Origin of the sequence: Pseudomonas proteolytica, from assembly GCF_007858275.1 — a bacterium.
Taxonomy (GTDB): Bacteria; Pseudomonadota; Gammaproteobacteria; order Pseudomonadales; family Pseudomonadaceae; genus Aquipseudomonas; species Aquipseudomonas proteolytica.
This window is the reverse complement of sequence record NZ_VFEV01000036.1, coordinates 26259-51900: the sequence shown is the minus strand read 5'-3', so window position 1 is coordinate 51900 and position 25642 is coordinate 26259. Positions and strand designations below refer to the sequence as shown.

The window sequence follows — 25642 nt, the reverse complement described above, 5'->3', positions numbered from 1 at the left end:
CTTTGATGCGTCATGCCCTGCTTGCGCTGTTATTGATGATCACCCTGCCCGCCTGGGCCGCCGAGCCTAGAGACTTGTCGTGGCAGGAAATGATTCCACCGGACGCTCCGGTGGAGGTGCCGAACATGACGCCGCTGCACGACCTGTCGAACATGGCCGACGCCCTGTCAGCAGAGGCAGCGCCAGCGGCCAAGCAGGATTTGCCCAACGCGCCGGTGGTCGCAACCCTCAACGACCAGCACATCCGCCTGCCGGGCTATATCGTGCCGCTGGAGGTCAGCGAAGAAGGCCGCACCACTGAATTCCTGCTGGTACCGTACTTCGGCGCCTGCATCCATGTGCCGCCGCCGCCGTCGAACCAGATTGTGCATGTCAGGAGCGAGATCGGCGTGAAGCTCGAAGAGCTGTACCAGCCGTATTGGATCGAAGGACAGATGCAGGTCAAGCCTTCCACCAGCGAACTGGCGGATGCGGGCTATCAGATGGAAGCCGAGAAGATCTACGCCTACGAGTTGCCCGAATAGCACCCTCAATCAAATGTGGAAGCAGGCTTATCGGATCACGGTTTCATTGAGCTGAGTCAAAGGCTCACGCGTAACGATCTTTACCATTGGACACAGCCAACTAAAAACGTCCTTTGGAGCCACCCATGCACAAGTCACTGCTCAGCGCTTCCCTCTTCGCGCTTGCACTCGCCGCCCCTCTCGCCCACGCCCACGAAGCTGGCGACATCCTCGTTCGCGCCGGTGCCATCACCGTTAACCCGAAGGCCGACAGCGGCAGCGTCAAGGTTGACCAGGGCCCATTGGCCGGCACCAACCTGGGTGGCAAGGCGACCATGAGCAGCGACACGCAACTGGGCCTCAACTTCGCCTACATGCTGACCAACCACGTCGGTATCGAACTGCTGGCCGCCACGCCGTTCGAGCATGATGTGAAGATCAAGAACACCGCCCTCGGCGCCGCCAACGGCAAGCTCGGTACCCTCAAGCACCTGCCGCCTACCCTGAGCGTCGTGTACTACCCGCTGGACAGCAAATCGGCGTTCCAGCCTTACGTCGGTGCCGGTATCAACTACACCTGGATCTACGACGAACACGTTGGTAGCCGCGCCCAGGGCGAAGGCTTCAGCAACTTCAAGGCCGAGAACTCCTGGGGCTGGGCCGCGCAGATCGGCGCGGACTACATGATCAATGACAAGTGGATGATCAACGGCCAGGTGCGCTACATCGACATCAGCACCAAAGCCACCGTCGACAACAACGCCCTGGCGGCGGGCACTCGTGCCAAGGTCAATGTGGACGTGGATCCGATGGTCTACATGGTCGGTATCGGCTACAAGTTCTAAGCCCGGCTTAACAAACGCCACACAACAATGTGGGAGCCCCTACACAGGAAGGGCTCCCACATTTTTTTTGTGTTCAGTCAGCTAGTTATGCCGGTAGAAGCGATCGAGTAGCGCCGGCAGTCCCGCGCGCCACGCCCGGGGCTTGATGCCAAAGGTGTGCAGGATCTTCTTGCAGGCCAGCACCGCATGTTGCGGTTCGTCGGCGGCGTCTGGCCGGGCGGCGTGGGCTTGGGCGGTTGGCGCTTCGACCGCCAGCGCATGGAAATTGCGCGCTTCGGTGAGGATCGCCTGGCCAAGGGCCACAGGCGTGGTCGCCTCTTGCCCCGCGTAATGGTAGGTGCCCCACAACGGCGCCGCACAATCGAGTTGCTTGAGCACCGAGATAATCACCCGTGCCGCATCGTCCACCGGCGTCGGGTTGCCCCGTCGATCATCGGCCAGCAACAACTCCTCGGACTTCTCGGCACGCGCCAGGAAGCGCCCAAGCGCACCGTCGACACTGTCATCGAGCAACCAGCCAAAGCGCAGCAGCACATGTTGCGGGCAGGTAGCACGCACACTCTGCTCAATGCGCCATAGCGCCTGGCCGCGCAGGCCCAGGGGCACCGGCTCGTCTTTTTCGCTGTAGGCCGTGGCGCGCGAGCCATCGAACACCCGGTAGCTGGACGGTTGCAGCAGCGTGATGTTGTGGTGTTGGCACAGCTGCGCCAGGCGCTCGACGGCAGATTCCTGCCCGGCCAGACGGGCCTCGTTCACGCTCTCGGCCTGGAACCAGTCGAAATAGTAGGCGAGGTTGATCAAGGCATCGGGACGGGTGTCGTCGAGCAATTGGGTAAGACTGGCGGCATCCCAGCCGTCTTGGGGCGGGCGCGGGGCGAGGAAACCGATATCTTCCTCCGCACCGAGGCGAATCAGCGCCTGCCCGAGGGCATTCCCGCCGCCCAGTAACATAAGGCGCATTCGCATAAATTGAGCAGGCCCGGTCTGTTTGGAACGATGGCTATTGTCGACAGGCGTTGATGCCGTGCCGTTGGTATTTGCCAGAATCGTTGCATTTTGCGGGTTTGTAGCGCAACCGTCACTTACTAAGTGGCGTTAGGACAACGCGCCGTTTGTAGGATCGTCGAAACTTTCGCGCGAGCACCACAGTCAGCCATTAACGAACGGAGGCCACTGCCCCGCCAACCCACGGGAGCCACCATGGCTGTGATTCCAGAATGGGTGCCTGTCACGCCCACTGCTGCCATCACCCGCTTCAAGGTGCTGACAGTCAATACCCACAAGGGCTTCACTGCCCTCAATCGACGCTTCATCCTGCCGGAATTGCGCGAAGCGGTGCGGGGTGTCGCAGCGGATGTGGTGTTCTTGCAGGAGGTGCATGGCACCCATGAGCACCACCCCCGGCGCTACAGCAACTGGCCGAGCATGCCGCAGTATGAGTTTCTCGCCGACAGTATCTGGCCGCAGTTCGCCTACGGGCGCAACGCGGTGTATCCCCATGGCGACCACGGCAACGCGTTGCTGTCGAAATTCCAGATCATTCGCTATGACAACCTCGATATCTCCCAGAGCGGCCACGAAAGCCGCGGGCTGCTGCATTGCGTGTTACGCCTGCCCGGCACCGGCCAAGAGGTGCACGCCATTTGCGTGCACCTGGGGCTGCGCGAGGTGCATCGCCAACAACAGCTCAAATTGCTGGCCCAGCGGGTGGCCGAGATCCCCGGCGACGCGCCGCTGATCGTCGCCGGTGACTTCAATGACTGGCGCCAGCAGGCCGATCTGAGCCACAGCGGCCTGCAGGAAGTGTTTGTGCAGGCCCATGGCAAACCGGCGCGTACGTTTCCGGCGCGCCTGCCCTTGCTGCCGCTGGACCGCATTTACGTGCGCAACCTCAAGGTCCATCACGCGCAAGTGCTGACGGCCCGGCCCTGGTCGCACTTGTCCGATCACGCACCACTGTCGGTGGAGATTGAGTTATGAACGGCGCCGTGGAACACATCGCCACCGATCAGCCACCCGATGACGCCAGGGCCAGGGACCCGGACTACGGCTGGCAACCCGGCAACCAGGTGCAACTGCTGGAAAACGGCGAGGCGTACTTCCCCAAAGTCTTCGAGGCTCTGCGCCAGGCTCGCCAGGAAATCCTCCTGGAGACATTCATTCTGTTCGAAGACAAGGTCGGCCATGAACTGCACCGGATTCTGATCGAGGCCGCCCAGCGTGGGGTGAAGGTAGTGGTCAGTCTTGATGGCTTTGGCTGCGGCGAACTGAGCCCCGGGTTTCTCGGCGAGTTGTCCCAGGCCGGGGTCACGGTCCAGATGTTCGACCCGGCGCCCAAGACCCTGGGGTTTCGCACCAACTGGTTTCGCCGCCTGCACCGCAAGATCGTGGTCGTGGACGCTGAGGTGGGGTTTATCGGCGGGATCAATTTTTCTGCAGACCATCTGGCGGACTTCGGCCCCGAAGCCAAGCAGGATTATGCGGTGCAGGTGATCGGGCCGGCCGTGGCGGACCTGCATCACTTTGCCCTGGCGCAAAGTGGCCGCCCGGTGCGCACGCGGCGCGGTTGGCGACGGCGCCAGCAACCGTCCTGGGCGGCCGACGACGGTGAAGGCCTGGTACGCCTGATCTACCGCGACAATCTGCAACACCGCAGCGATATCGAAGAGGCCTACCTGCACGCCCTGCGCCACGCCCGCCAGCGCGTGGTGATCGCCAACGCTTACTTCTTTCCCGGTTACCGCCTGCTGCGGGAACTGCGCAATGCCGCCCGGCGCGGCGTGCAGGTGCAGTTGATCATGCAGGGCCAGCCCGATGTGCTGCTGGCCAAGCTGGCGGCGCGCATGCTCTACGACTATCTGCTCAAGGAAGGCGTGGTGATCCACGAGTATTGCCAGCGCCCCCTGCACGGCAAGGTGGCCCTGGTGGATGAGGCGTGGAGCACCGTGGGCTCGAGCAACCTCGACCCGTTGAGCCTGTCACTGAACCTGGAGGCCAACGTGCTGATTCGTGACCGGGAGTTCAATCAACACTTATTCGAGCGCCTGGAAGACCTGAGCCGCAACCACTGCAAGACCATGCCGGAAAACCGCACCCCGCGCGGCTGGTTGTGGCGGGTGACCGTGGGGTTTGTGGTGTTCCATGTACTGCGGCATTTCCCGGCCTGGACCGGCTGGCTGCCCGCACACAAACCGCGCTTGAAACCCTTCGTGCATGCCGGGAGCCAGGACCATGAGCCAAGCCCACACAGCTGATGCGCGCGCCCATGCGTTCAAACGCTGGAAGAAGCCGCTGACCGTCGCCTTCTTCCTGTTGCTGATCGTGCTCTTTACCCTGCTCGCGCGGCGTATCGACTGGAGCGAAGTATTTGCCACCCTCAGCGACTTCAAGCTACGCACCTTGTGGATCGCGGCCGGGCTGACGCTGTGCAGTTTCCTGGTGTATGCGTGCTTTGACCTGATCGGGCGGACCTACATCCGCCAGCCCTTGCGCTGGAAGCAGATCCTGCCGGTGGGCATCATCAGTTACGCGTTCAACCTCAACCTCAGCGCCTGGGTCGGCGGGATTGCCATGCGCTACCGGCTGTATTCGCGGCTGGGAGTCAGCAACGCCAATATCGCGAAAATCCTTGGCTTGAGCCTGGCCACCAATTGGTTTGGCTATATGGCCCTGGCCGGGGCGGTGTTCAGCAGCGGCCTGGTGACGATGCCGCCGGGCTGGAAACTCAGTAGCGGCGCCCTGCAAGGTGTTGGCGTATTGCTGGTATTGGCGAGCCTCGGCTATCTGGCTGCCTGTCAGTTCTCCAGGAAACGCGCCTGGTCGATTCGCGGGATCGAGATCAACCTGCCGTCGCTGCGCATGGCATGCCTGCAACTGGCCCTCGGTGCGTTGAACTGGTCGCTGATGGCGGCGGTGATCTTTACCTTGCTGCCGGCCAAGCTCGACTACCCGCTGGTGCTGGGGGTGTTGCTGATCAGCGCGATTGCCGGTGTGGTGACGCATATTCCGGCCGGCCTGGGCGTGCTGGAGGCGGTGTTTATCGCCCTGCTGCAACATGAAGCCTCACGGGGCAGCCTGCTCGCCGGGTTGATTGCCTACCGGGCGATCTATTTTATCTTGCCGTTGCTGATCGCCCTGGTGATGTACCTCGCCGTAGAGGCGAAGGCCAAGGCTTTGCGGGTGAAGAAAACACCCGCGTAAACCCGTCATTGGGATTGAATGATGCTCAACCGCTCGCCCACCACCATCTCGGTGATCCAGTCCACCAGGATCGAGGTATAGGCCTGCTGGGACACCGGGTCGCTCAATGAGTGGTCGCCACCGTCGATGATCCGATGCGTCAGCGAATGGGTCTGCTGGCAGGCAGCGCGGTAGCTCATGATGGTGGCATGGGGCACGTGGTCGTCGGTTTCCGACTCGACGATCAACACATCCCCGGTAAAGGCAGCACAGGCGTGCAGTGCGCGATTGGTTTCGGCGTGCACCAGCGTGCTGCGGTAATCCATCAGGTCGGCTTTATCCAGGTCGCGCTTGGGGGTGTGCCATTGCTGGTCGCGGTACAGCGCCGGCACGCGCAGTGCCAGCCAGCGAACCGGGCGCAGGGAGGTGAGGATCGCTGCCAGGTAACCCCCGTAGCTGGTGCCCACCACCGCCACCGCCGAGGTGTCGATGGCCGGGTGCGCCAGCAGGCGATCATAGGCCGCGAGCAAGTCCCGCAGGTTGTCCTCCCGGGTGACCCGCGACAAGGGAATGCCATTGCCAGCATGCCCGCGCAGATCAAAGGTCAGGCACACACAACCGAGGCCGGCGATGCCCTTGGCCCGCTCCAGGTCGCGCTCTTGGCTACCGCCCCAGCCGTGCACAAACAACACCCCGGGCACTTTTGACTTGGGGCTGAGAAAGGTACCGCTCATCTGTTCATCGTCGATATCAATGGTGATGGTTTCGCTTCTAGCCGTCATAGGGTTGGACCGTTACGTACTTGAGAAGAAAGTCGCTGTTTTCTGCCGGGCCGCGATAGATCTCGATGGCATTGGCGGGCAATGGCTGGTCGATATAGGTCTCCACGGACGATACGCGAATCGCGCGCAGGCCGGGATCGTTGATAAAGCTCTGCAACGCCGCGACCTCCGCGCTGCTGGCGCCGCCCATGCGCCAGGACTGCTCCAGCACACCACTGCGCTGCGTACCTTGGCTGTCCAGGCCCTGGGCAATGTCGTAATTGCGCCGCGAGGCATAAAAACCAGGATAGGCCTCATCGGCGGCGTTATCGAAGACTTGTGCCTGCTCAATGGCCAGGCGCACATCCTCGCCAAGCGACAGGGTCAGCAGCTCTTCGTAGTACCCCGGCACCACCAGCAGGTTGGAGCCACCGTAGACGGCTTCGCCCTGCCCGTCCTGGGTCAGGTATTGCTCGCCGCAGTAACTGAACACCCGCCCGCCAATAAAGCTTTGGCCGACGCTGTGAGTCACCACATCTTGTAGGTCTTGTTCCAGCACCACACCTTGGGCGAACAGGTCTGCCACATCGGCGCGGGCCAGGATTGCGTCGAATTGCTTGAGGCTGTCGACCACCTCTTGGCCCCGACCAGCGCAGGCATGCACCGGCTTCAGGCGAATCGGCCCGAGCTCCAGCAACGGCATGGCGGCCGCGCGAGCATCTTGCACGGCAAACACGCTCAGGCCGTCGAGCACCACGGCGCGTACCCGCTCGGCAAACAGCGGCGACCAGCCCTCGGGCGCCACCGCGTCAGGGCCATGCAGGCCGTGGGTAATGGCTTTGGTGCAGATGAAATCATGGTCAACGTAACCGCCCCACAAGTCCTCCGGGCCCTTTACGCCCAGGCTCAATGCCTGGGCCGGGCCGACCAGTGTCTGGGTGGGCAGCAGGTACAGGTCTGCCTGGCCGTGCTGGTCGACGCTGTAACTACCGCCGTAGTCAAGCCCGAGGATTTGCGCCAGCCAGCGAGCGAGGGCGCGGTTGGTTTCCACTTCGTGAAGGGGCGCGGCGGGCCGGATCGAGTGGGCCACCACGATTTTTTTACGGTTGGTCGGGGTCATGCGTCCCCCTTGGGCGAGGCTTGCAGGTGTGTAGCACCAGGGTTGCAGGGTTCAGGCCAAGCTACGCTCGGGGCAAAAGGTTGGCAGATCAAGCGGTTAGCGGGAAGGAGATGGCATTTGGCCTGCCTCATTCTGCACGAAGCGTGATCAAGGGTCCGGCGTTCTGCACGATGCAGGGCCTGGCAGCGAGCAAAAATGTGGGAGCGGGGTGTCCGGTCGTCAAGCGGGGGCTTTTACCCCGAATCGGTTGCGGTAATCGCTGGGCGCAAGGCCGGTGATTTTTTTGAAGATTGCGCGAAAGGCGCTGGGGTCTTGATAACCCACGGTCCAGGCGATGTGGTCAATGGTGGTATTGGTAAATTCAAGCATCTGCCGCGCTTTGCCGACCCGCAGGTGCTGGCAGTATTCGGTGGGTTTGAGGCCGGTGGCAGTGCGAAAACGGCGCAGGAAAGTGCGTTCTTCCAGGCCGGCTGCCTGCGCCATTGCCGCAAGCGAAACATCCACCGCCCCGCTGGCCTGCAAGGCGTGCTGGACCTTGAGGATCGCCCCATCACCATGGCTCAGGATCGGTGCAAAATTGCTGCCGCACTGGCTGGCGCTGTCACTGTGTTCAATCACCAGAAAACGCGCGGTGCCGGCCGCGATGCTCGGGCCCATGAGGCGGTCGACCAGGCGCAGGCCCAGTTCGGACCAGGCCATCAGCCCGGCGGTGGTAATCAGGTCGCCATCATCGACGATAGGTTTGTCGGCCTCCAAGCGCACCGCGGGAAAACGCCTGGCAAAGGTGCTGGCCGAAGACCAGTGGGTGGTGGCGCTGCGCCCATCGAGCAAGCCGCTGCGCGCCAGCATGATCGAACCGATGCACACGCCTCCCAGCACCGTGCCGGCTGCATGTTGCTCGCGCAGCCACTGCAACAGCCGGGGCGGTGCCTGTTCTTCGCAGAATTCACCAATCGAGGGCGGTACCAGCACCGCCATCAAAGGTTGTTCGGGCCCAGGCAAGCTGTCGAAAGCCCGAACAGGAGTACCATCGCTATCAACCTGCCAATGGCTGATACGCAACACGGGCAACTGCTCGGCCTGATGCTCGGCGGCGATGCGGTTGGCGACCCCAAACAGGTCGGTCAAACCGTGTACAGCAGCCATCTGCGCACCGCTGTAAATCAGCACGCCAAGCTCGACGATCGAGCGTTCCAGAGCCATTGTCAGTTTTCCCCCTGTTATTGTCGGTGCAGCCAATCCCTGAGCCTCGCGCCAGCCACGATACTGGACGCATCAACCCATCACGAGAAAATACTCATGGCCAAGCAAGCACTTATCCTAATTGATATCCAGAACGACTACTTCCCCCAGGGCAAATGGCCACTGGTTGGTGTCGAGGCTGCCGCAGACAAGGCACGACAGCTGCTCCAGGCGTTTCGCCAGGCAGGTGATGCGGTGATCCATGTGCGCCATGAGTTCACCGCCGACGACGCCCCCTTCTTCACGCCTGGCTCCGAAGGCGCGCACTTGCATCCCAAGGTGCTGAACGAGAATGACGAACCGGTGGTGCTCAAGCATTTTGTAAATGCGTTTCGCCAAACCAACCTGCGCGAGGTGCTGGAACAGCGCAGCATCACCGACCTGGTGGTGGTGGGCAGCATGAGCCATATGTGCATCGACGCCGTGGTTCGGGCGGCGGCGGACTATGGCTACACCGTTACCGTGATCCACGATGCCTGTGCCACCCGTGACCTGGAATTCAATGGCAAGACTGTTGCGGCGGCCCAGGTGCATGAGGCCTACATGGCGTCGCTGGCATTTGCCTATGCCAGCGTGGTTTCGGCGGACGAGTTCCTCAAGGCCTGAAAGCTGACTGTCAGCGCGTGGCGATAATGAACAGGCGTGGAAACGGCAGCAACACTGTGCCATCGGCCAGGGCCGGGTAAGCCTCGCGGATGCGCGCCAGATAGGTGTCAAGGAAGGCGCCTTGCTCGGCCTCATCCAGCAACGCCAGGAATGGCCGCAGGCCCGTGCCCTTGAACCACTCCACCACCGCCTCATGGCCGCTGAGCGGGTGGTAATAAGTGGTGTGCCATACATCCACGGCACTGCAATGCTTGCTCAGCAATTCAAAGTAGTAACTCGCCGGGTGACGCGCTTCATGTTTGACCGCGCCGATCTTCCCCGCCCACGGCCCTTGCGCTGCCACTTCACGGGCCAGGCGATGGGCGGGTTCGTTGAGGTTGTCTGGGGTTTGCACCGCCAGCGTACCGCCCGGTGCCAGTTGCGCCACCAGGTGCGGGTAGAGGCTGGCGTGGTCGGGCACCCACTGCAGCGAGGCGTTGGCAAGGATCACATCGAACTGTTGCGCAGGCTGCCAGGCGCCGATATCGGCCTGCTCAAAGCGCAGCGCCGGCAAGCGTTTGCGGGCATCGGCCAACATGTCGTCGGAGCTGTCCATGCCACAGACTTGCGCTCGCGGGAACCTCTGGGCCAACACTTGCGTGGAGTTGCCTGGCCCACACCCCAGGTCGACGGCGGTACGCACCTCGGTATTGGGTATGGCCGCCACTAGGTCGTGGACGGGGCGGGTACGCTGCTGTTCAAACAACGTGTATTGCTTGGCTGACCAGGTCATCACGGCGTTCCTACTTTTTTGTCGGTGGGCACAGCCTAAATCTTGTGAGCCACGAGGACAAACTCCTGGATTGGTGGCGCAGGCAATGGCGCCATTGCATCTGGCAACGTGCCTTCACGGGTTAAAGCGGTTTTGAGCGCGGGTGATTAGCGCAGCATTAAAAGCTGCTTATCTTCCCGGCGCGACACTCGCGAAATCGGACTAACCTTATTTTCGACCAGCCTAGGTGCGACCTTTGAAATGGTCACGAATAAAAGAGGCCAGCGTAGTGTCCACGGACGATTTTTCTGGCTATCGCAGCCACATCAATACGTCATTGGAGCTATGCCATGGCTTATCTTAAAACACGTGAAGGCAACGATATTTTTTACAAAGATTGGGGTAGCGGCCAACCCGTAATGTTTTGCCACGGATGGCCGCTAAACAGCGACAGTTGGGAGTCGCAGATGTTGCATTTCGCCAACAACGGTTTTCGTGCCATTGCGCATGACCGCCGAGGGCATGGCCGCTCAAGCCAGCCCTAGGATGGCAATGACATGGACCACTACGCCGATGATCTGGCGGAACTGATCGAACACCTGGATCTGACCAACCTGATACTTTTCGGGTTTTCTACCGGCGGGGGTGAAGTTGCCCGCTATATCGCGCGTCATGGCACTGCCCGTGTAGCAAAGGCAGGGTTGATCTGCTCGGTAACGCCCCTGATGTTGCAGACCCCCAGCAACCCATACGGCACTCCAATCGAGGTTTTCGATGGGATGCGTGCCAACTCCATCGCTAATCGCTCGCAGCTGTATCTTGATCTGGCCAGTGGCCCATTCTTCGGATTCAACCGCGCGGGTATCGAACGTTCCCAAGGCTTGATCAATTCGTTCTGGATGCAGGGTGTAATGGGCGGGCACATCAACACCTTCGATAGCATCAAGGCATTTTCAGAGACTGACTTTCGGGAGGACCTGACGCACTTCAGTATGCCGACGCTCATTATCCATGGCAGTGACGATCAAATCGTGCCAATCCGTCCATCGGCACTGGAGAGCCAACGTTTGATTCCACACGCCCTTTTGCAGGTGTATAGCGGCGCACCTCATGGGCTGACCGACACTCACAAGCAGCGAGTTAACGACGATATGTTGAACTTCGCACAGCTTTGAGCTGAATAATGGGCATGAAAAAACCGCGTAGCCTGGTCGGCGGCGCGGTTTTCAATTTGCAGCGTTTGGCTTCGATACCTTAGAACGGGATATCGTCATCAAAGCTGTCAAAGTCAGCGGCCGGCTGCGGTGCCGCCTGCTGTGGCGCTGGACGCGACTCACGCTGTGGCTGCTGGCTTGGCTGCGGACGCGACTGCTGTGGACGCGGCGCCGAGTTGGACATACCGCCCTGGCCCTGTTGGTCGCCCTGTGGACGGCCGCCCAGCAGTTGCATGGTGCCTTGCATGTCGACCACGATTTCGGTGGTGTAACGCTTGATACCGTCTTTTTCCCACTCGCGGGTCTGCAGTTTGCCTTCGATGTAGACCTGCGAACCCTTGCGCAGGTATTCACCGGCGATCTCTGCAACCTTGCCGAACATCGATACACGGTGCCATTCGGTTTTCTCGACCTTCTGGCCGGTCTGCTTGTCGGTCCATTGTTCGCTGGTCGCCAGACTCAGGTTGGTCACGGCGTTACCGTTAGGCAAGTAGCGAACTTCGGGATCCTGGCCGCATGTACCGACCAATATGACTTTGTTAACCCCACGGGCCATAACGTTCTCCTAGGCTGGGCGCGCTGTCGGCACTGGGTTGACCAGTTGCTCGAGCGTCGCGCGATCCAATAGTTCGGTGTCCAATTTGATGTAAATGGCCGCCTCTTCAGCGACCACGACTGCATCTGTTACCCCTACGACGGCCTTCAGGCGCTCTACCAGACCGCTTTCACGGATCGCCTCGGGCGATAGCGGCAAACGCAGACTTGTGACGTAGGGAGGTTCGCGCATGGTAACAGCAAAGACCAGCCAAAGTGCAGCCAGCCCGGCGCATCCGAGGAACACAACCGACAAACCGCCATGCTGGAACATCCAGCCGCCCATGATGCCGCCCAGCGCCGAACCAAGGAACTGACTGGTGGAATACACCCCCATTGCCGTGCCTTTGCCGCCTGCCGGTGAAACTTTACTGATCAGCGAAGGCAGTGACGCCTCCAGCAGGTTGAACGCGGTGAAAAACACCACCGTGCCGATTACCAGTGCCCGTAGGCTGTCGCCGAACTGCCAGAAGAATAGTTCAGTGAGCATCAATGTCGCGACGGCGCCGAGCAAAACTCGTTTCATTTTGCGTTTCTTCTCGCCGTAGATGATGAACGGGATCATGGCGAAGAATGAAATCAACAAGGCGGTGAGGTAGACCCACCAGTGCTGCTCCTTGGGCAACCCGGCTTTTTCCACCAGGGCCAGGGGCAAGGCGACGAAGCTGCACATCAGCATCGCATGCAATACAAAGATACCTAAATCCAGGCGCAGCAGGTCGGGGTGCTTGAGCGTCGGCAGCAATGCTTGCTTTGCCACGCCCGATTCACGGTGCTGCAGCGGCCCGGTGGAGCGCGGCACCATAAAGGCCACGATCACGATCCCGACCAGCGCCATGCCGCCGGTGGCCAGGAACAGGCCGTGCAAGCCGAACGCGCGGGTCAGCAGCGGGCCAACCACCATCGCAACGGCAAACGAAAGACCGATGGTCATGCCAATCATGGCCATGGCCTTGGTGCGATGCTGCTCGCGGGTCAGATCTGACAGCAGCGCCATCACCGCCGCAGAAATCGCCCCGGCACCTTGCAGGATACGTCCGGCGATCACGCCCCAGATCGAATCGGCATTGGCTGCCAGCACGCTGCCCAGGGCGAACACGATCAGCCCCAGGTAGATCACCGGCCGGCGGCCAATGCGGTCGGAAATGATCCCGAACGGAATCTGGAAAATCGCCTGGGTCAGACCATAGGCACCAATCGCCAGGCCAATCAAGGCCGGGGTCGCGCCAGCGAGGTCCATGCCATAGGTCGCCAGTACCGGCAACACCATGAACATGCCCAGCATACGGAAGGCGAACACCAGGGCCAGACCGCTTGCCGCTCGGGTCTCGCCGCTACTCATGCGTTCGCTGTGGGGATCGTGCATGGAAAAACCTCGTGTGAACCGGCGGCGATTCTACCAGTCCCATCGATTGAGAGGGTATATGCGGCGCTTTGCCGCGCAGCTTTCATGTAAGGCTGAAATGGGCAAACCGACAGTGTATATTCATCCAGTCTTTAGCCGTATACTCCTGCATTATTTATACGCCCGCCGTGCGAGGCCATCTTGGACAAGATCCTGATTCGTGGGGCTAGAACCCACAACCTGAAGAACATCGACCTGACCCTGCCCCGGGACAAACTGATTGTCATCACCGGCTTGTCCGGGTCCGGCAAGTCATCGCTGGCGTTCGATACGCTGTATGCCGAAGGCCAGCGTCGTTATGTGGAGTCGCTGTCGGCCTATGCCCGGCAGTTCCTGTCGATGATGGAAAAGCCTGATGTCGACACCATTGAAGGCCTGTCGCCAGCCATTTCCATCGAACAGAAGTCGACTTCTCACAACCCACGCTCCACCGTGGGCACCATCACCGAAATCTACGACTACCTGCGCCTGCTGTACGCACGCGTAGGTATTCCACGCTGCCCGGATCACGATATCCCGCTGGAAGCCCAGACCGTCAGCCAGATGGTTGACCTGGTGCTGGCCCAGCCGGAAGGCGCCAAGCTGATGCTGTTGGCGCCGGTGATCCGCGAGCGCAAGGGCGAACACCTGTCGGTCTTCGAAGAGCTGCGCGCCCAGGGTTTTGTCCGCGCCCGGATCAACGGCAAGCTGTATGAGCTGGACGAAGCACCGAAGCTGGATAAGCAGAAGAAGCACACCATTGATGTGGTGGTCGACCGCTTCAAGGTACGTGCCGACCTGCAGCAACGCCTGGCGGAGTCGTTCGAGACCGCGCTGAAGCTGGCGGACGGTATCGCCCTGGTCGCACCGATGGACGACGAGCCCGGTGAAGAAATCATCTTCTCTGCACGCTTCGCCTGCCCGATCTGCGGCCATGCCATCAGCGAACTGGAACCCAAGCTGTTCTCTTTCAACAATCCGGCCGGCGCCTGCCCGACCTGTGACGGGTTGGGGGTCAAGCAGTTCTTCGATATCAAGCGTCTGGTCAATGGCGACCTGACGCTGGCGGAGGGCGCCATACGCGGCTGGGACCGGCGCAATGTCTACTACTTCCAGATGCTCGGGTCGTTGGCTGCCCACTATAAATTCAGCCTGGAAGTACCGTTCAACGAGCTACCTGCAGAGCAGCAGAAAGTCATCCTGCATGGCAGCGGCTCGCAGAACGTCGATTTCAAATACCTGAATGACCGTGGCGATATCGTCAAGCGCTCCCACCCATTCGAAGGCATCGTGCCCAACCTGGAGCGCCGCTACCGGGAAACCGAGTCGGCCAGCGTGCGCGAGGAACTGGCCAAGTTCCTCAGCACCCAGCCCTGCCCGGATTGCCGTGGCACCCGCTTGCGTCGCGAGGCACGCCACGTATGGGTGGGCGAGAAAACATTGCCCGCAGTGACCAACCTGCCCATCGGTGATGCCTGCGAATACTTCGGTGTATTGAAGCTGACCGGGCGACGCGGCGAGATTGCCGACAAGATCCTCAAGGAGATCCGCGAGCGCCTGCAGTTCCTGGTGAATGTGGGCCTGGATTACCTGTCCCTGGACCGCAGTGCCGACACCCTGTCCGGCGGCGAAGCCCAGCGCATTCGCCTGGCCAGCCAGATCGGTGCAGGCCTGGTGGGCGTGCTGTACATCCTCGACGAGCCTTCAATCGGCCTGCACCAGCGCGACAATGATCGCTTGCTGGGCACGCTCAAGCACCTGCGTGATATCGGCAACACGGTGATCGTGGTCGAGCACGATGAGGATGCCATTCGCCTGGCGGACTATGTGGTCGATATCGGCCCCGGCGCTGGCGTCCATGGCGGGCACATCGTTGCCCAGGGCACGCCAGCCGAAGTCATGGCCCACCCGGACTCCCTGACCGGCAAATACTTGTCTGGCCGGGTCAAAATCGAGGTGCCAGCCAAGCGTACGCCACGCAACAAAAAACAGGCGCTGCACCTCAAGGGCGCGCGCGGCAACAATCTGCGCAATGTCGACCTGGAAATCCCCTTGGGCCTGCTGACCTGCGTCACCGGTGTTTCCGGGTCAGGCAAATCCACGCTGATCAACAACACCCTGTTCCCCCTCAGCGCCACGGCGTTGAACGGCGCCACCACCCTGGAAGCTGCAGCGCATGACAGCATCAAGGGCCTGGAGCTCCTGGACAAGGTGGTGGATATCGACCAGAGCCCGATTGGTCGCACCCCCCGCTCCAACCCGGCGACCTATACCGGGCTGTTCACGCCGATTCGCGAACTGTTCGCCGGCGTGCCGGAGTCCCGATCCCGGGGTTATGGGCCTGGGCGCTTCTCCTTCAACGTCAAGGGTGGGCGCTGCGAGGCGTGCCAGGGCGACGGCTTGATCAAGGTGGAGATGCACTTCCTACCGGACATCTACGTGCCATGCGATGTGTGCAAGAGTAAGCGCTACAACCGCGAGACCCTGGAGATCAAATACAAGGGCAAGAACATCCATGAAACCCTCGAGATGACCATCGAGGAAGCGCGGGTGTTCTTTGACGCCGTGCCGGCCCTGGCACGCAAGCTTCAGACCCTGATGGACGTGGGCTTGTCGTATATCAAGCTGGGGCAGTCAGCAACAACACTGTCCGGTGGCGAAGCGCAGCGGGTCAAGTTGTCTCGTGAACTCTCCAAGCGCGATACCGGCAAGACCCTGTACATCCTCGACGAGCCAACCACCGGTCTGCACTTCGCGGATATCCAGCAATTGCTCGACGTGCTGCATCGTTTACGCGATCACGGCAACACCGTGGTGGTGATCGAGCACAACCTGGATGTGATCAAGACGGCCGACTGGCTGGTGGACCTTGGGCCGGAAGGTGGCTCCAAGGGTGGGCAGATAATTGCAGTGGGTACGCCGGAGCAGGTTTCCGAGATGCCGCAATCCCATACTGGCTACTATCTGAAGCCGCTGCTGGCGCGCGACCGGGCCTGATTGCCAGGCCCAACAAAAAGCCCCTGTCACCATAGCGGTGACAGGGGCTTTTTTATTGCCGGCTGAATCAGAACTGCGATTGCAGGTAGTTCTCCAGGCCGATCAACTTGATCAGGCCCAACTGCTTTTCCAGCCAGTAGGTGTGATCTTCTTCAGTGTCGTTCAACTGTACGCGCAGGATTTCCCGGGTCACGTAGTCGTTGTGCTTCTCGCAAAGCTCAATGCCCTTGCATAGCGCGGCGCGGACTTTGTACTCCAGGCGCAAGTCGCTGGCGAGCATCTCAGGCACCGTAGTGCCGGTATCCAGGTCGTCAGGACGCATACGCGGCGTGCCTTCGAGCATCAGGATACGACGCATCAGCGCGTCGGCGTGCTGTGCCTCTTCTTCCATTTCGTGGTTGATACGCTCGTAGAGCTCAGTAAAGCCCCAGTCTTCGTACATACGCGAGTGAATGAAATATTGGTCACGAGCTGCCAGTTCGCCCGTCAGCAACGTGTTGAGGTAATCGATTACGTCGGGGTGACCTTGCATCGCCCTACATCTCCCTGCTTGAAAGGCCCTAGTTTGAACCATGCTGACCTGCAGGTCACGGGACGAACGGCAGAAAAGTGAAGATTTCCGGAGAAAAGTAGCTGAAATAACGCAAAAACCGCCCAAATGAGGGCGGTTCTGCTTATCACTTAGAGTTAGTTAAGCGCTACACCCAGTGCAGTTGCGATTCCTTCTCCATAAGCTGGATCGGCCTTGAGGAAGTGTTGCAGTTGACGCTGAACAACATCACTGGAAACCCCAGCCATTGCACCAGCAATGTTGTTGATCAACAGCGCTTTTTGCTCAGCGTTCATCAGGCGGAACAGCGCACCGGCATGGCTGTAGTAATCGGTGTCTTCGCGGTGATCGTAACGATCCGCCGCGCCACTGAGTGCCAAGGCAGGTTCTGCGTACTGCGGAGCCTGCTTAGGCGCATCCCCATAGCTATTAGGCTCGTAGTTGGGAGCCGCGCCACCGTTGCTGCCAAATGCCATGGAGCCATCACGCTGGTAGTTATGGACCGGACTGCGCGAAGCATTCACCGGCAGGTGCTGATGGTTAGTGCCAATCCGGTAGCGGTGCGCGTCAGCGTAAGCGAACACACGGCCTTGCAGCATGCGGTCCGGCGACAGACCGACACCTGGCACCATGTTGCTTGGGCCGAACGCTGCCTGCTCCACTTCGGCGAAGTAGTTCAGTGGGTTGCGGTTCAACTCCAACTCACCGACCTCAATCAGCGGAAACTCTTTTTGCGACCAGGTCTTGGTCACGTCGAAGGGATTCTCGTAGTGAGCGTTGGCCTGGGCTTCAGTCATGATCTGGATGCAGACGCGCCATTTCGGGAAGTCACCACGCTCGATGGCCTCAAACAGATCGCGCTGGGCGTAATCCGGGTCAGTACCCGCAATGCGCGCCGCATCGGCAGGCGCCAGATTCTTGATGCCTTGCTTGGTCTTGTAGTGCCACTTCACCCAGTGACGCTCGCCATTGGCGCTGATCAAGCTGTAGGTATGGCTACCGAAGCCGTGCATGTGACGGTAGCCGTCCGGGATGCCACGGTCTGAAAACAGAATGGTGACCTGGTGCAGCGCCTCAGGCGAATGCGACCAGAAGTCCCACATCATCTGCGCGCTTTTCAGGTTGCTTTGCGGCAGGCGCTTTTGGGTGTGGATAAAGTCAGGGAATTTCAGCGGGTCACGGATAAAGAACACCGGGGTGTTGTTACCGACAATGTCCCAGTTGCCTTCTTCGGTGTAGAACTTCAACGCAAAGCCACGTGGGTCGCGCTCGGTATCTGCGGAGCCGCGCTCGCCACCGACTGTCGAGAAGCGCAGGAAGGTCGGCGTCTGCTTACCAACAGCTTCAAACAGCTTGGCGCTGGTGTACTGGGTGATGTCTTTGGTGACCGTGAAGGTTCCGTACGCTCCCGAGCCTTTGGCGTGTACACGACGCTCTGGGATGTTTTCACGGTTGAAGTGGGCAAGCTTCTCGATCAGGTGGAAGTCGTCGAGCAGCAACGGGCCACGCGGGCCGGCGGAACGGGAATTCTGATTATCGGCAACGGGAGCGCCGCTGGCGGTTGTAAGGGTTTTCTGGCTCATGCTCAATTTCCTCAGGTCAGTCTTGGAACTGCCGGCTAATCGGCTTGGAAGAAGTATTGACCAGGAAGATGACACCATCAAATTTATTAAATCATGCCTATCGATAGTTAATTACTAACGATGTAATGGCTCGCATAGCCAAAACTCAATCAAGACCCGCCATGGGCTTTTCTATCGCCCACAAAAAACCGGGCACTAGGCCCGGTTTTTCGTAGCAGACTGTCGTCTTACTCGGCGGATACAGCTTCGCCAGCAGTAGCACGATCAACCAACTCGACGTACGCCATAGGCGCGTTGTCGCCAGTGCGGAAACCGCACTTGAGGATGCGCAGGTAGCCACCCTCACGGGTAGCATAACGCTTGCCCAGGTCGTTGAAGAGCTTACCAACGATAGCTTTCGAACGGGTACGGTCGAAAGCCAGACGGCGGTTAGCCAGGCTGTCTGTCTTGGCCAAAGTGATCAGCGGCTCAGCAACGCGACGCAGTTCTTTGGCTTTCGGCAGTGTAGTTTTGATCAGCTCGTGCTCGAACAGCGACACCGCCATGTTTTGAAACATGGCCTTGCGGTGCGAGCTGGTACGGCTCAGGTGACGACCACTTTTACGATGACGCATGGTTCATTCCTTACCAAACTCACGTTCGGTGATTACGACGATCAGGCAGTCGCCTTGTCGTCCTTCTTAAGACTTGCAGGCGGCCAGTTGTCGAGGCGCATGCCGAGGGACAGACCGCGGGAGGCCAGAACGTCCTTGATTTCAGTCAAGGATTTCTTGCCCAGGTTCGGAGTCTTCAACAGTTCTACTTCGGTGCGCTGGATCAGGTCACCGATGTAGTAAATGTTTTCCGCCTTAAGGCAGTTAGCCGAACGTACAGTCAGTTCCAGATCGTCAACCGGGCGAAGCAGGATCGGATCGATCTCGTCTTCCTGCTCGATTACCACTGGTTCGCTGTCACCTTTGAGGTCGACGAACGCAGCCAACTGCTGTTGCAGAATGGTTGCAGCGCGGCGAATAGCCTCTTCAGGATCCAGAGTACCGTTGGTTTCCAGATCAATAACCAGCTTGTCCAGGTTAGTACGCTGCTCGACACGGGCGTTTTCCACCACGTATGCGATGCGGCGAACCGGGCTGAACGAAGAGTCAAGCTGCAAGCGACCAATGCTGCGGCTTTCGTCTTCATCGCTCTGACGCGAGTCGGCCGGTTCATAACCACGACCACGAGCTACGGTGAGCTTCATGTTCAAAGCGCCGTTAGACGCCAGGTTAGCGATTACGTGATCGGGGTTAACGATCTCGACATCATGATCCAGCTGAATATCGGCAGCGGTAACCACCCCCGAACCCTTCTTCGACAAGGTCAGCGTAACTTCGTCACGGCCGTGCAGCTTGATAGCCAGACCTTTAAGGTTCAACAGGATTTCAATTACGTCTTCCTGTACACCTTCGATGGCGCTGTACTCGTGGAGCACACCGTCAATCTCGGCCTCGACTACTGCACAGCCGGGCATTGAGGACAACAGGATGCGGCGCAGCGCGTTGCCCAGGGTGTGGCCAAAACCACGCTCGAGAGGCTCGAGAGTGATCTTGGCGCGGGTTGGACTGACAACCTGCACATCAATGTGGCGGGGTGTCAGGAACTCATTTACCGAAATCTGCATGGATGCACCTATTTTCTAGCCCTTACTTGGAGTAGAGCTCGACAATCAGGCTTTCGTTGATGTCGGCGGACAGATCACTGCGAGCAGGAACGTTCTTGAAAACGCCCGACTTCTTCTCAGTGTCTACTTCTACCCATTCTACGCGGCCACGTTGGGCACACAGATCGAGAGCTTGGACAATGCGAAGTTGGTTTTTTGCTTTCTCGCGAATCGCGACCACGTCACCAGCACGAACCTGGTAGGACGGGACGTTAACGGTTTGGCCGTTTACGCTGACGGATTTGTGCGATACCAGCTGACGGGATTCGGCACGAGTCGAACCAAAGCCCATACGGTATACAACGTTGTCCAGACGGCATTCGAGCAGTTGCAGCAGGTTTTCACCGGTTGCACCTTTCTTGCCAGCAGCTTCTTTGTAGTAGCCGCTGAACTGACGCTCGAGAACGCCGTAGATACGACGGACCTTCTGCTTTTCACGCAGTTGGGTGCCGTAGTCGGACTGGCGACCGCGGCGTTGGCCGTGGATACCAGGTGCTGCTTCAATGTTGCACTTCGATTCGATCGCGCGCACGCCGCTCTTCAGAAAGAGATCGGTGCCTTCGCGACGAGCGAGTTTGCATTTTGGACCAATGTAACGAGCCATTCTTTACAATCTCCTGGATTACACGCGGCGCTTCTTCGGCGGACGGCACCCGTTGTGCGGGATTGGCGTCACGTCGGTGATGCTGGCGATCTTATAGCCACAGCCGTTCAAAGCACGGACAGCAGACTCACGACCTGGACCTGGACCCTTGACGTTAACGTCGAGGTTTTTCAGGCCATATTCCAGCGCAGCTTGACCAGCACGTTCAGCAGCTACTTGAGCAGCAAACGGGGTGGACTTGCGGGAACCGCGGAAACCCGAACCACCAGAGGTAGCCCAAGAAAGCGCGTTACCTTGACGGTCGGTGATGGTCACGATGGTGTTGTTAAAAGATGCATGGATGTGGGCGATGCCATCAACCACTGTCTTTTTAACTTTTTTACGAGGACGAGCAGCAGGTTTTGCCATGATAATTTTCCTGTCGATTCGCTGGGGCGATTACTTGCGGATCGGCTTACGCGGACCTTTACGGGTACGCGCGTTAGTCTTGGTACGCTGACCGCGTACTGGAAGACCACGACGATGACGCAGACCGCGATAGCAACCGAGGTCCATCAAACGCTTGATTTTCATGTTGATTTCGCGACGCAGGTCACCTTCAGTGGTGAACTTCGCCACTTCGCCACGCAGCAATTCAATCTGCTCGTCGCTCAGATCCTTGATCTTAGCGGCTGGGTTTACCCCAGCAACTGCGCAAATTTTCTGCGCAGTAGTGCGACCAACACCATAGATGTAGGTCAGCGAGATAACAGTGTGCTTGTTATCTGGAATGTTAACGCCTGCAATACGGGCCATTCAGTGGGACTCCAATTGACAGCTACCTACGCCCCGGAAGCCAAGAAATAGGGCGCGAGATAATATCGCTGTAATAACAAATAATCAACCCGGCAGCGCACTAGCTGCCGGGCTTCAAGCGGATCACACTCAGCCTTGGCGCTGTTTGTGACGCGGTTCCGCGCTGCAAATTACTCGAACAACACCTTCGCGGCGAATAATCTTGCAGTTACGGCACAGCTTTTTCACCGATGCACGAACTTTCATCACCAACTCCTCGAACCTTATGGGGTACTCAGCGCAACATGCCGCTGCCGTAGCCCTTCAGGTTGGCTTTCTTCATCAGGGATTCGTACTGGTGCGAAACGAGGTGCGATTGTACTTGGGACATGAAGTCCATCACAACCACGACGACGATCAGCAACGAGGTCCCGCCAAGGTAGAACGGAACGTTGGCTGCAACCACCAGGAACTGGGGCAACAAGCACACGGCCGTCATATATAGAGCACCGAACAGGGTCAAACGGGTCAGAACGCCATCAATGTAGCGCGCCGACTGCTCGCCCGGACGAATACCCGGAATAAAGGCACCGGACTTCTTCAGGTTTTCCGCTACGTCTTTCGGATTGAACATCAACGCCGTATAGAAGAAGCAGAAGAAAATAATCCCTGCACTAAACAGCAGAATATTCAACGGCTGACCAGGAGCGATCGACTGCGAGATGTCCTGCAACCAGCCCATACCTTCAGACTGACCGAACCAGGCACCCAACGAAGCCGGAAACAGCAAAATGCTGCTCGCGAAGATAGCAGGAATAACACCGGCCATATTCACTTTCAGCGGCAAGTGGCTGGTCTGCGCAGCGAAGACCTTGCGGCCCTGCTGACGCTTAGCGTAGTGAACAGCAATACGACGCTGACCACGCTCAATGAACACCACAAAACCGATAATCGCTACTGCCAGCAAACCGATGGCAACCAAGGCGAAGATATTGATATCACCCTGACGCGCAGACTCGAAAGACTGCCCGATTGCCCTCGGAAGACCGGCGACGATACCTGCGAAAATCAACATCGAGATACCGTTGCCAACACCACGCTCAGTAATCTGCTCACCCAGCCACATCATGAACATCGCACCAGCCACAAATGTGGTTACCGCGACGAAATGGAAGCCAAAGTCACCAGTGAACGCTACGCCCTGCCCTGCCAGACCGATGGACATGCCAACAGCCTGGACAAGAGCAAGAACGACAGTGAGGTAGCGGGTGTACTGGCTAATCTTGCGACGACCAGCTTCACCTTCCTTCTTCAACTGCTCCAGCTGCGGGCTGACGGCGCTCATCAACTGCATGATGATCGATGCCGAAATGTACGGCATGATCCCCAGTGCAAAGATGCTCATCCGCTCCAGCGCGCCGCCGGAAAACATGTTGAACAAGCTAAGAATGGTCCCCTCATTCTGTCGAAACAGGTCTGCGAGTCGGTCCGGGTTGATACCTGGAACCGGGATGTGTGCGCCTATTCGGTAGACGATAATCGCCAGGAACAGAAAACGCAGACGAGCCCAAAGTTCAGACATACCGCCTTTGCCGAGCGCTGAGAGAGCACCTTGCTTAGCCATTTATTCCTCGAACTTGCCGCCAGCTGCTTCGATAGCCGAACGCGCACCTTTGGTGGCGCCGATTCCCTTGCCGATAGTGACAGCGCGAGTCACTTCACCGGACAGCATGATTTTCACACGCTGTACGTTGACGTTGATCACGTTGGCATCTTTCAGGGTCTGCAGAGTAACGATGTCGCCTTCCACTTTAGCCAGTTCGGACAAACGCACTTCTGCGCGATCCATGGCCTTCAGGGAAACGAAACCGAACTTCGGCAGGCGACGATGCAGCGGCTGTTGACCGCCTTCAAAGCCTGGAGCGATGGTGCCACCGGAGCGGGAGGTTTGACCTTTGTGGCCACGGCCACCAGTCTTACCCAAACCGCTACCGATACCACGGCCCGGACGATGCTTTTCGCGACGGGAACCCGGCGCTGGACTCAGATCATTGAGTTTCATCGATTAACCCTCGACACGCAGCATGTAGTAAGCCTTGTTGATCATCCCGCGATTCTCGGGAGTATCCTGGACTTCTACAGTGTGACCGATGCGACGCAGACCCAAACCCTTAACGCACAATTTGTGGTTAGGGATGCGGCCGGTCATGCTTTTGATCAGCGTTACTTTAACGGTAGCCATGATCAGAAGATCTCCTTGACGCTTTTGCCACGCTTGGCGGCAATGGATTCAGGAGATTGCATAGCTTTCAAACCTTTGAAAGTGGCGTGAACCACGTTTACCGGGTTAGTCGAGCCGTAGCACTTGGCCAGAACGTTCTGAACGCCAGCAACCTCGAGGACAGCACGCATAGCGCCGCCAGCGATGATACCGGTACCTTCAGAGGCAGGCTGCATGTACACCTTCGAAGCGCCATGGGCAGACTTCATTGCGTACTGCAGGGTGGTGCCGTTCAGGTCAACTTGGATCATGTTGCGACGAGCAGCTTCCATTGCCTTCTGGATCGCAGCAGGCACTTCACGCGACTTGCCACGGCCGAAGCCAACACGGCCCTTACCATCACCAACCACGGTCAACGCGGTGAAGGTGAAGATACGGCCGCCTTTAACGGTCTTGGCTACGCGGTTAACTTGAACCAGCTTCTCAATGTAGCCTTCGTCGCGCTTTTGGTCGTTATTTGACATAACTTAGAACTCCAGCCCAGCTTCACGAGCAGCATCAGCCAGCGCTTTAACGCGGCCGTGGTACTTGAAGCCAGAGCGGTCGAAAGCCACTTGCGAGACGCCAGCGGCCTTAGCACGCGTAGCGACCAGCTGGCCAACCTTAGTGGCCGCGTCGATGTTGCCAGTGGCACCATCACGCAGTTCTTTATCCAAAGTCGAGGCGCTTGCCAGGACTTTGTTGCCGTCGGCCGAGATGACCTGGGCGTAGATGTGCTGCGACGAGCGGAACACGCAGAGACGCACGACTTCGAGTTCGTGCATTTTCAGGCGTGCTTTGCGAGCGCGACGCAGTCGAGTAACTTTTTTGTCGGTCATTTGCTATGCCCTACTTCTTCTTGGCTTCTTTACGACGGACGACTTCGTCCGCGTAGCGCACACCTTTGCCTTTGTACGGCTCTGGTGGACGGAAGTCGCGGATCTCGGCAGCCACTTGACCTACCAGCTGCTTATCGATGCCCTTGATCAGGATATCGGTCTGGCTAGGAGTTTCAGCGGTGATGCCTTCCGGCAGTTCGTAATCCACTGGGTGCGAGAAGCCAAGGGCCAGGTTCAAAACCGTGCCTTTTGCTTGCGCTTTGTAACCAACACCGACCAGCTGGAGCTTACGCTCGAAGCCTTGGCTTACGCCTTGGACCATGTTGTTTACCAACGCACGCGTGGTACCGGCCATTGCGCGAGTTTGTTGATCGCCATTGCGAGCAGCGAAACGCAGCTCACCAGCTTCTTCAACGATCTCAACGGACGAATGGATGTTCAGTTCAAGAGTACCCTTGGCACCCTTCACCGAAAGCTGTTGGCCTGCGAATTTTACTTCGACACCGGCTGGCAGCTTAACGGGGTTCTTAGCGACGCGAGACATGCTTATCCCCCCTTAGAACACAGTGCAAAGAACTTCGCCGCCGACACCGGCAGCGCGCGCAGCACGATCCGTCATCACACCTTTGTTGGTGGAGACGATAGACACACCGAGACCGCCACGAACTTTCGGCAGATCTTCAACGGACTTGTACTGACGCAGGCCTGGACGGCTAACGCGCTTCACTTCCTCGATGACCGGACGGCCTTCGAAGTACTTCAGCTCGATGGACAGCAGTGGCTTGATTTCGCTGCTGATCTGATAACCCGCAATGTAGCCTTCGTCTTTCAGGACTTTGGCAACAGCTACCTTCAACGTGGAAGATGGCATGCTTACGACGGACTTTTCAGCCATCTGGGCATTACGGATACGAGTTAGCATGTCCGCTAACGGGTCCTGCATACTCATGGGCTAGACGCTCCTAATACAAAAAAATTAGCCTTGCGGCTACATATGTCACCGAGAATCTCCGAGCATAAAACACACGGGCTCAGGCGAGCCGCGTATTTTAGACACACTCCGGAAATGAAACAAGCCCCAAAAGGGGCTTGTTCCAGATTCTAGGCCACCGGTGGTCAGTATCTTGCGATCCTGACCAC

At 58.8% G+C, this 25642-nt stretch carries 29 protein-coding genes and 1 pseudogene; 8 read left to right on the top strand and 22 right to left on the bottom strand.

Annotated elements, in window-relative coordinates:
- The first annotated feature begins 5 nt into the window (after positions 1–5).
- Both FIV38_RS22710 and FIV38_RS22705 read left to right on the top strand, forming a co-directional pair.
- A complete protein-coding gene (locus tag FIV38_RS22710; RefSeq protein ID WP_092230768.1) occupies positions 6–524 on the top strand; it encodes a DUF3299 domain-containing protein in 519 nt (172 codons plus the stop codon).
- Between the two features lie 125 nt (positions 525–649).
- The gene (locus FIV38_RS22705) at positions 650–1348 is read left to right on the top strand and encodes an OmpW/AlkL family protein (protein ID WP_029299417.1); all 699 of its coding nucleotides are present in this window, start codon (positions 650–652) and stop codon (positions 1346–1348) included.
- 81 nt (positions 1349–1429) lie between these two features.
- Here the strand turns inward: FIV38_RS22705 and FIV38_RS22700 are convergent, their stop codons facing one another.
- On the bottom strand, positions 1430–2314 hold the full coding sequence (locus FIV38_RS22700) for a sugar nucleotide-binding protein (RefSeq protein WP_032867470.1): 885 nt from the start codon (positions 2312–2314) through the stop codon (positions 1430–1432).
- A gap of 234 nt (positions 2315–2548) precedes the next feature.
- Between FIV38_RS22700 and FIV38_RS22695 the strand changes: the two genes are divergently transcribed.
- Genes FIV38_RS22695 through FIV38_RS22685 form a run of 3 tightly spaced genes read left to right on the top strand, consistent with a single transcriptional unit; the run spans position 2549 to position 5548 of the window.
- The gene (locus FIV38_RS22695; RefSeq protein WP_032867467.1) at positions 2549–3328 is read left to right on the top strand and encodes an endonuclease/exonuclease/phosphatase family protein; all 780 of its coding nucleotides are present in this window, start codon (positions 2549–2551) and stop codon (positions 3326–3328) included.
- Positions 3325–4602 (top strand): cardiolipin synthase ClsB, encoded by a 1278-nt coding sequence (gene clsB / locus FIV38_RS22690; protein WP_070995293.1) that lies wholly within the window; start codon positions 3325–3327, stop codon positions 4600–4602. The genes FIV38_RS22695 and clsB overlap by 4 nt, the downstream gene beginning before the upstream one ends.
- Positions 4580–5548, top strand: a complete 969-nt coding sequence (locus FIV38_RS22685; RefSeq protein ID WP_092230771.1) for a lysylphosphatidylglycerol synthase domain-containing protein — start codon at positions 4580–4582, stop codon at positions 5546–5548. Before clsB ends, FIV38_RS22685 begins: the two co-directional genes overlap by 23 nt.
- A 5-nt stretch (positions 5549–5553) precedes the next feature.
- On the opposite strand, the gene FIV38_RS22680 is transcribed toward FIV38_RS22685, so the two are convergent.
- From FIV38_RS22680 to FIV38_RS22670, 3 genes are all read right to left on the bottom strand, one after another.
- On the bottom strand, positions 5554–6309 hold the full coding sequence (locus tag FIV38_RS22680) for an alpha/beta hydrolase family protein (RefSeq protein ID WP_029299412.1): 756 nt from the start codon (positions 6307–6309) through the stop codon (positions 5554–5556).
- A complete protein-coding gene (locus tag FIV38_RS22675; protein ID WP_092230774.1) occupies positions 6299–7408 on the bottom strand; it encodes a DUF3182 family protein in 1110 nt (369 codons plus the stop codon). Before FIV38_RS22675 ends, FIV38_RS22680 begins: the two co-directional genes overlap by 11 nt.
- Positions 7409–7627: 219 nt before the next feature.
- The gene (locus tag FIV38_RS22670) at positions 7628–8611 is read right to left on the bottom strand and encodes a GlxA family transcriptional regulator (RefSeq protein WP_092230779.1); all 984 of its coding nucleotides are present in this window, start codon (positions 8609–8611) and stop codon (positions 7628–7630) included.
- Between the two features lie 96 nt (positions 8612–8707).
- Here FIV38_RS22670 and FIV38_RS22665 point away from each other — a divergent pair, with 96 nt between their 5' ends.
- Positions 8708–9256 (top strand): cysteine hydrolase family protein, encoded by a 549-nt coding sequence (locus tag FIV38_RS22665; protein ID WP_092230783.1) that lies wholly within the window; start codon positions 8708–8710, stop codon positions 9254–9256.
- A gap of 10 nt (positions 9257–9266) precedes the next feature.
- Here FIV38_RS22665 and tam read toward each other — a convergent pair whose 3' ends face one another.
- The gene (gene tam / locus FIV38_RS22660) at positions 9267–10028 is read right to left on the bottom strand and encodes a trans-aconitate 2-methyltransferase (RefSeq protein WP_092230786.1); all 762 of its coding nucleotides are present in this window, start codon (positions 10026–10028) and stop codon (positions 9267–9269) included.
- A 329-nt stretch (positions 10029–10357) separates the two neighbouring features.
- Here tam and FIV38_RS22655 point away from each other — a divergent pair.
- A pseudogene (locus FIV38_RS22655) lies at positions 10358–11182 on the top strand (alpha/beta fold hydrolase).
- Between the two features lie 79 nt (positions 11183–11261).
- Here FIV38_RS22655 and FIV38_RS22650 read toward each other — a convergent pair.
- Positions 11262–11777 carry a single-stranded DNA-binding protein gene (locus FIV38_RS22650; protein ID WP_017849542.1) on the bottom strand — a complete coding sequence of 172 codons (516 nt, stop codon included), beginning with the start codon at positions 11775–11777 and terminating at the stop codon, positions 11262–11264.
- 9 nt (positions 11778–11786) lie between these two features.
- The gene (locus FIV38_RS22645) at positions 11787–13181 is read right to left on the bottom strand and encodes an MFS transporter (RefSeq protein ID WP_029299405.1); all 1395 of its coding nucleotides are present in this window, start codon (positions 13179–13181) and stop codon (positions 11787–11789) included.
- A 180-nt stretch (positions 13182–13361) separates the two neighbouring features.
- Between FIV38_RS22645 and uvrA the strand changes: the two genes are divergently transcribed.
- Positions 13362–16196, top strand: coding sequence for an excinuclease ABC subunit UvrA (uvrA, locus tag FIV38_RS22640; protein ID WP_029299403.1), 2835 nt, complete (start codon positions 13362–13364; stop codon positions 16194–16196).
- 67 nt (positions 16197–16263) lie between these two features.
- Here uvrA and bfr read toward each other — a convergent pair whose 3' ends face one another.
- From bfr to rpsH, 15 genes are all read right to left on the bottom strand, one after another.
- On the bottom strand, positions 16264–16728 hold the full coding sequence (bfr, locus tag FIV38_RS22635; RefSeq protein WP_029299402.1) for a bacterioferritin: 465 nt from the start codon (positions 16726–16728) through the stop codon (positions 16264–16266).
- A gap of 155 nt (positions 16729–16883) precedes the next feature.
- On the bottom strand, positions 16884–18329 hold the full coding sequence (locus tag FIV38_RS22630) for a catalase (RefSeq protein WP_092230789.1): 1446 nt from the start codon (positions 18327–18329) through the stop codon (positions 16884–16886).
- 227 nt (positions 18330–18556) lie between these two features.
- Positions 18557–18943, bottom strand: a complete 387-nt coding sequence (gene rplQ / locus FIV38_RS22625; protein WP_007918448.1) for a 50S ribosomal protein L17 — start codon at positions 18941–18943, stop codon at positions 18557–18559.
- Between the two features lie 41 nt (positions 18944–18984).
- Positions 18985–19986 (bottom strand): DNA-directed RNA polymerase subunit alpha, encoded by a 1002-nt coding sequence (locus tag FIV38_RS22620; protein WP_003176403.1) that lies wholly within the window; start codon positions 19984–19986, stop codon positions 18985–18987.
- Between the two features lie 22 nt (positions 19987–20008).
- Positions 20009–20629, bottom strand: a complete 621-nt coding sequence (gene rpsD / locus FIV38_RS22615; protein ID WP_003210056.1) for a 30S ribosomal protein S4 — start codon at positions 20627–20629, stop codon at positions 20009–20011.
- An 18-nt stretch (positions 20630–20647) separates the two neighbouring features.
- Positions 20648–21037, bottom strand: coding sequence for a 30S ribosomal protein S11 (rpsK, locus tag FIV38_RS22610; protein ID WP_002555466.1), 390 nt, complete (start codon positions 21035–21037; stop codon positions 20648–20650).
- 30 nt (positions 21038–21067) lie between these two features.
- Complete coding sequence (gene rpsM, locus FIV38_RS22605; RefSeq protein ID WP_024077676.1) at positions 21068–21424, bottom strand: 30S ribosomal protein S13; 357 nt, start codon at positions 21422–21424, stop codon at positions 21068–21070.
- Positions 21425–21553: 129 nt separating this feature from the next.
- Positions 21554–21670 carry a 50S ribosomal protein L36 gene (gene rpmJ / locus FIV38_RS22600; RefSeq protein WP_002555468.1) on the bottom strand — a complete coding sequence of 39 codons (117 nt, stop codon included), beginning with the start codon at positions 21668–21670 and terminating at the stop codon, positions 21554–21556.
- 28 nt (positions 21671–21698) lie between these two features.
- Entirely contained in the window at positions 21699–23027 is a 1329-nt protein-coding gene (gene secY / locus FIV38_RS22595; protein WP_018612224.1) for a preprotein translocase subunit SecY, read from the bottom strand.
- Entirely contained in the window at positions 23028–23465 is a 438-nt protein-coding gene (rplO, locus tag FIV38_RS22590) for a 50S ribosomal protein L15 (RefSeq protein ID WP_016969471.1), read from the bottom strand.
- Between the two features lie 3 nt (positions 23466–23468).
- A complete protein-coding gene (gene rpmD, locus FIV38_RS22585; RefSeq protein ID WP_003176408.1) occupies positions 23469–23645 on the bottom strand; it encodes a 50S ribosomal protein L30 in 177 nt (58 codons plus the stop codon).
- 2 nt (positions 23646–23647) lie between these two features.
- Positions 23648–24148, bottom strand: coding sequence for a 30S ribosomal protein S5 (rpsE, locus tag FIV38_RS22580; protein WP_003186035.1), 501 nt, complete (start codon positions 24146–24148; stop codon positions 23648–23650).
- Between the two features lie 3 nt (positions 24149–24151).
- Positions 24152–24502, bottom strand: a complete 351-nt coding sequence (gene rplR / locus FIV38_RS22575) for a 50S ribosomal protein L18 (protein ID WP_003186037.1) — start codon at positions 24500–24502, stop codon at positions 24152–24154.
- 10 nt (positions 24503–24512) lie between these two features.
- Entirely contained in the window at positions 24513–25046 is a 534-nt protein-coding gene (gene rplF / locus FIV38_RS22570; RefSeq protein WP_003176412.1) for a 50S ribosomal protein L6, read from the bottom strand.
- 12 nt (positions 25047–25058) lie between these two features.
- The gene (gene rpsH, locus FIV38_RS22565; RefSeq protein ID WP_017848802.1) at positions 25059–25451 is read right to left on the bottom strand and encodes a 30S ribosomal protein S8; all 393 of its coding nucleotides are present in this window, start codon (positions 25449–25451) and stop codon (positions 25059–25061) included.
- Between the last annotated feature and the right edge of the window lie 191 nt (positions 25452–25642).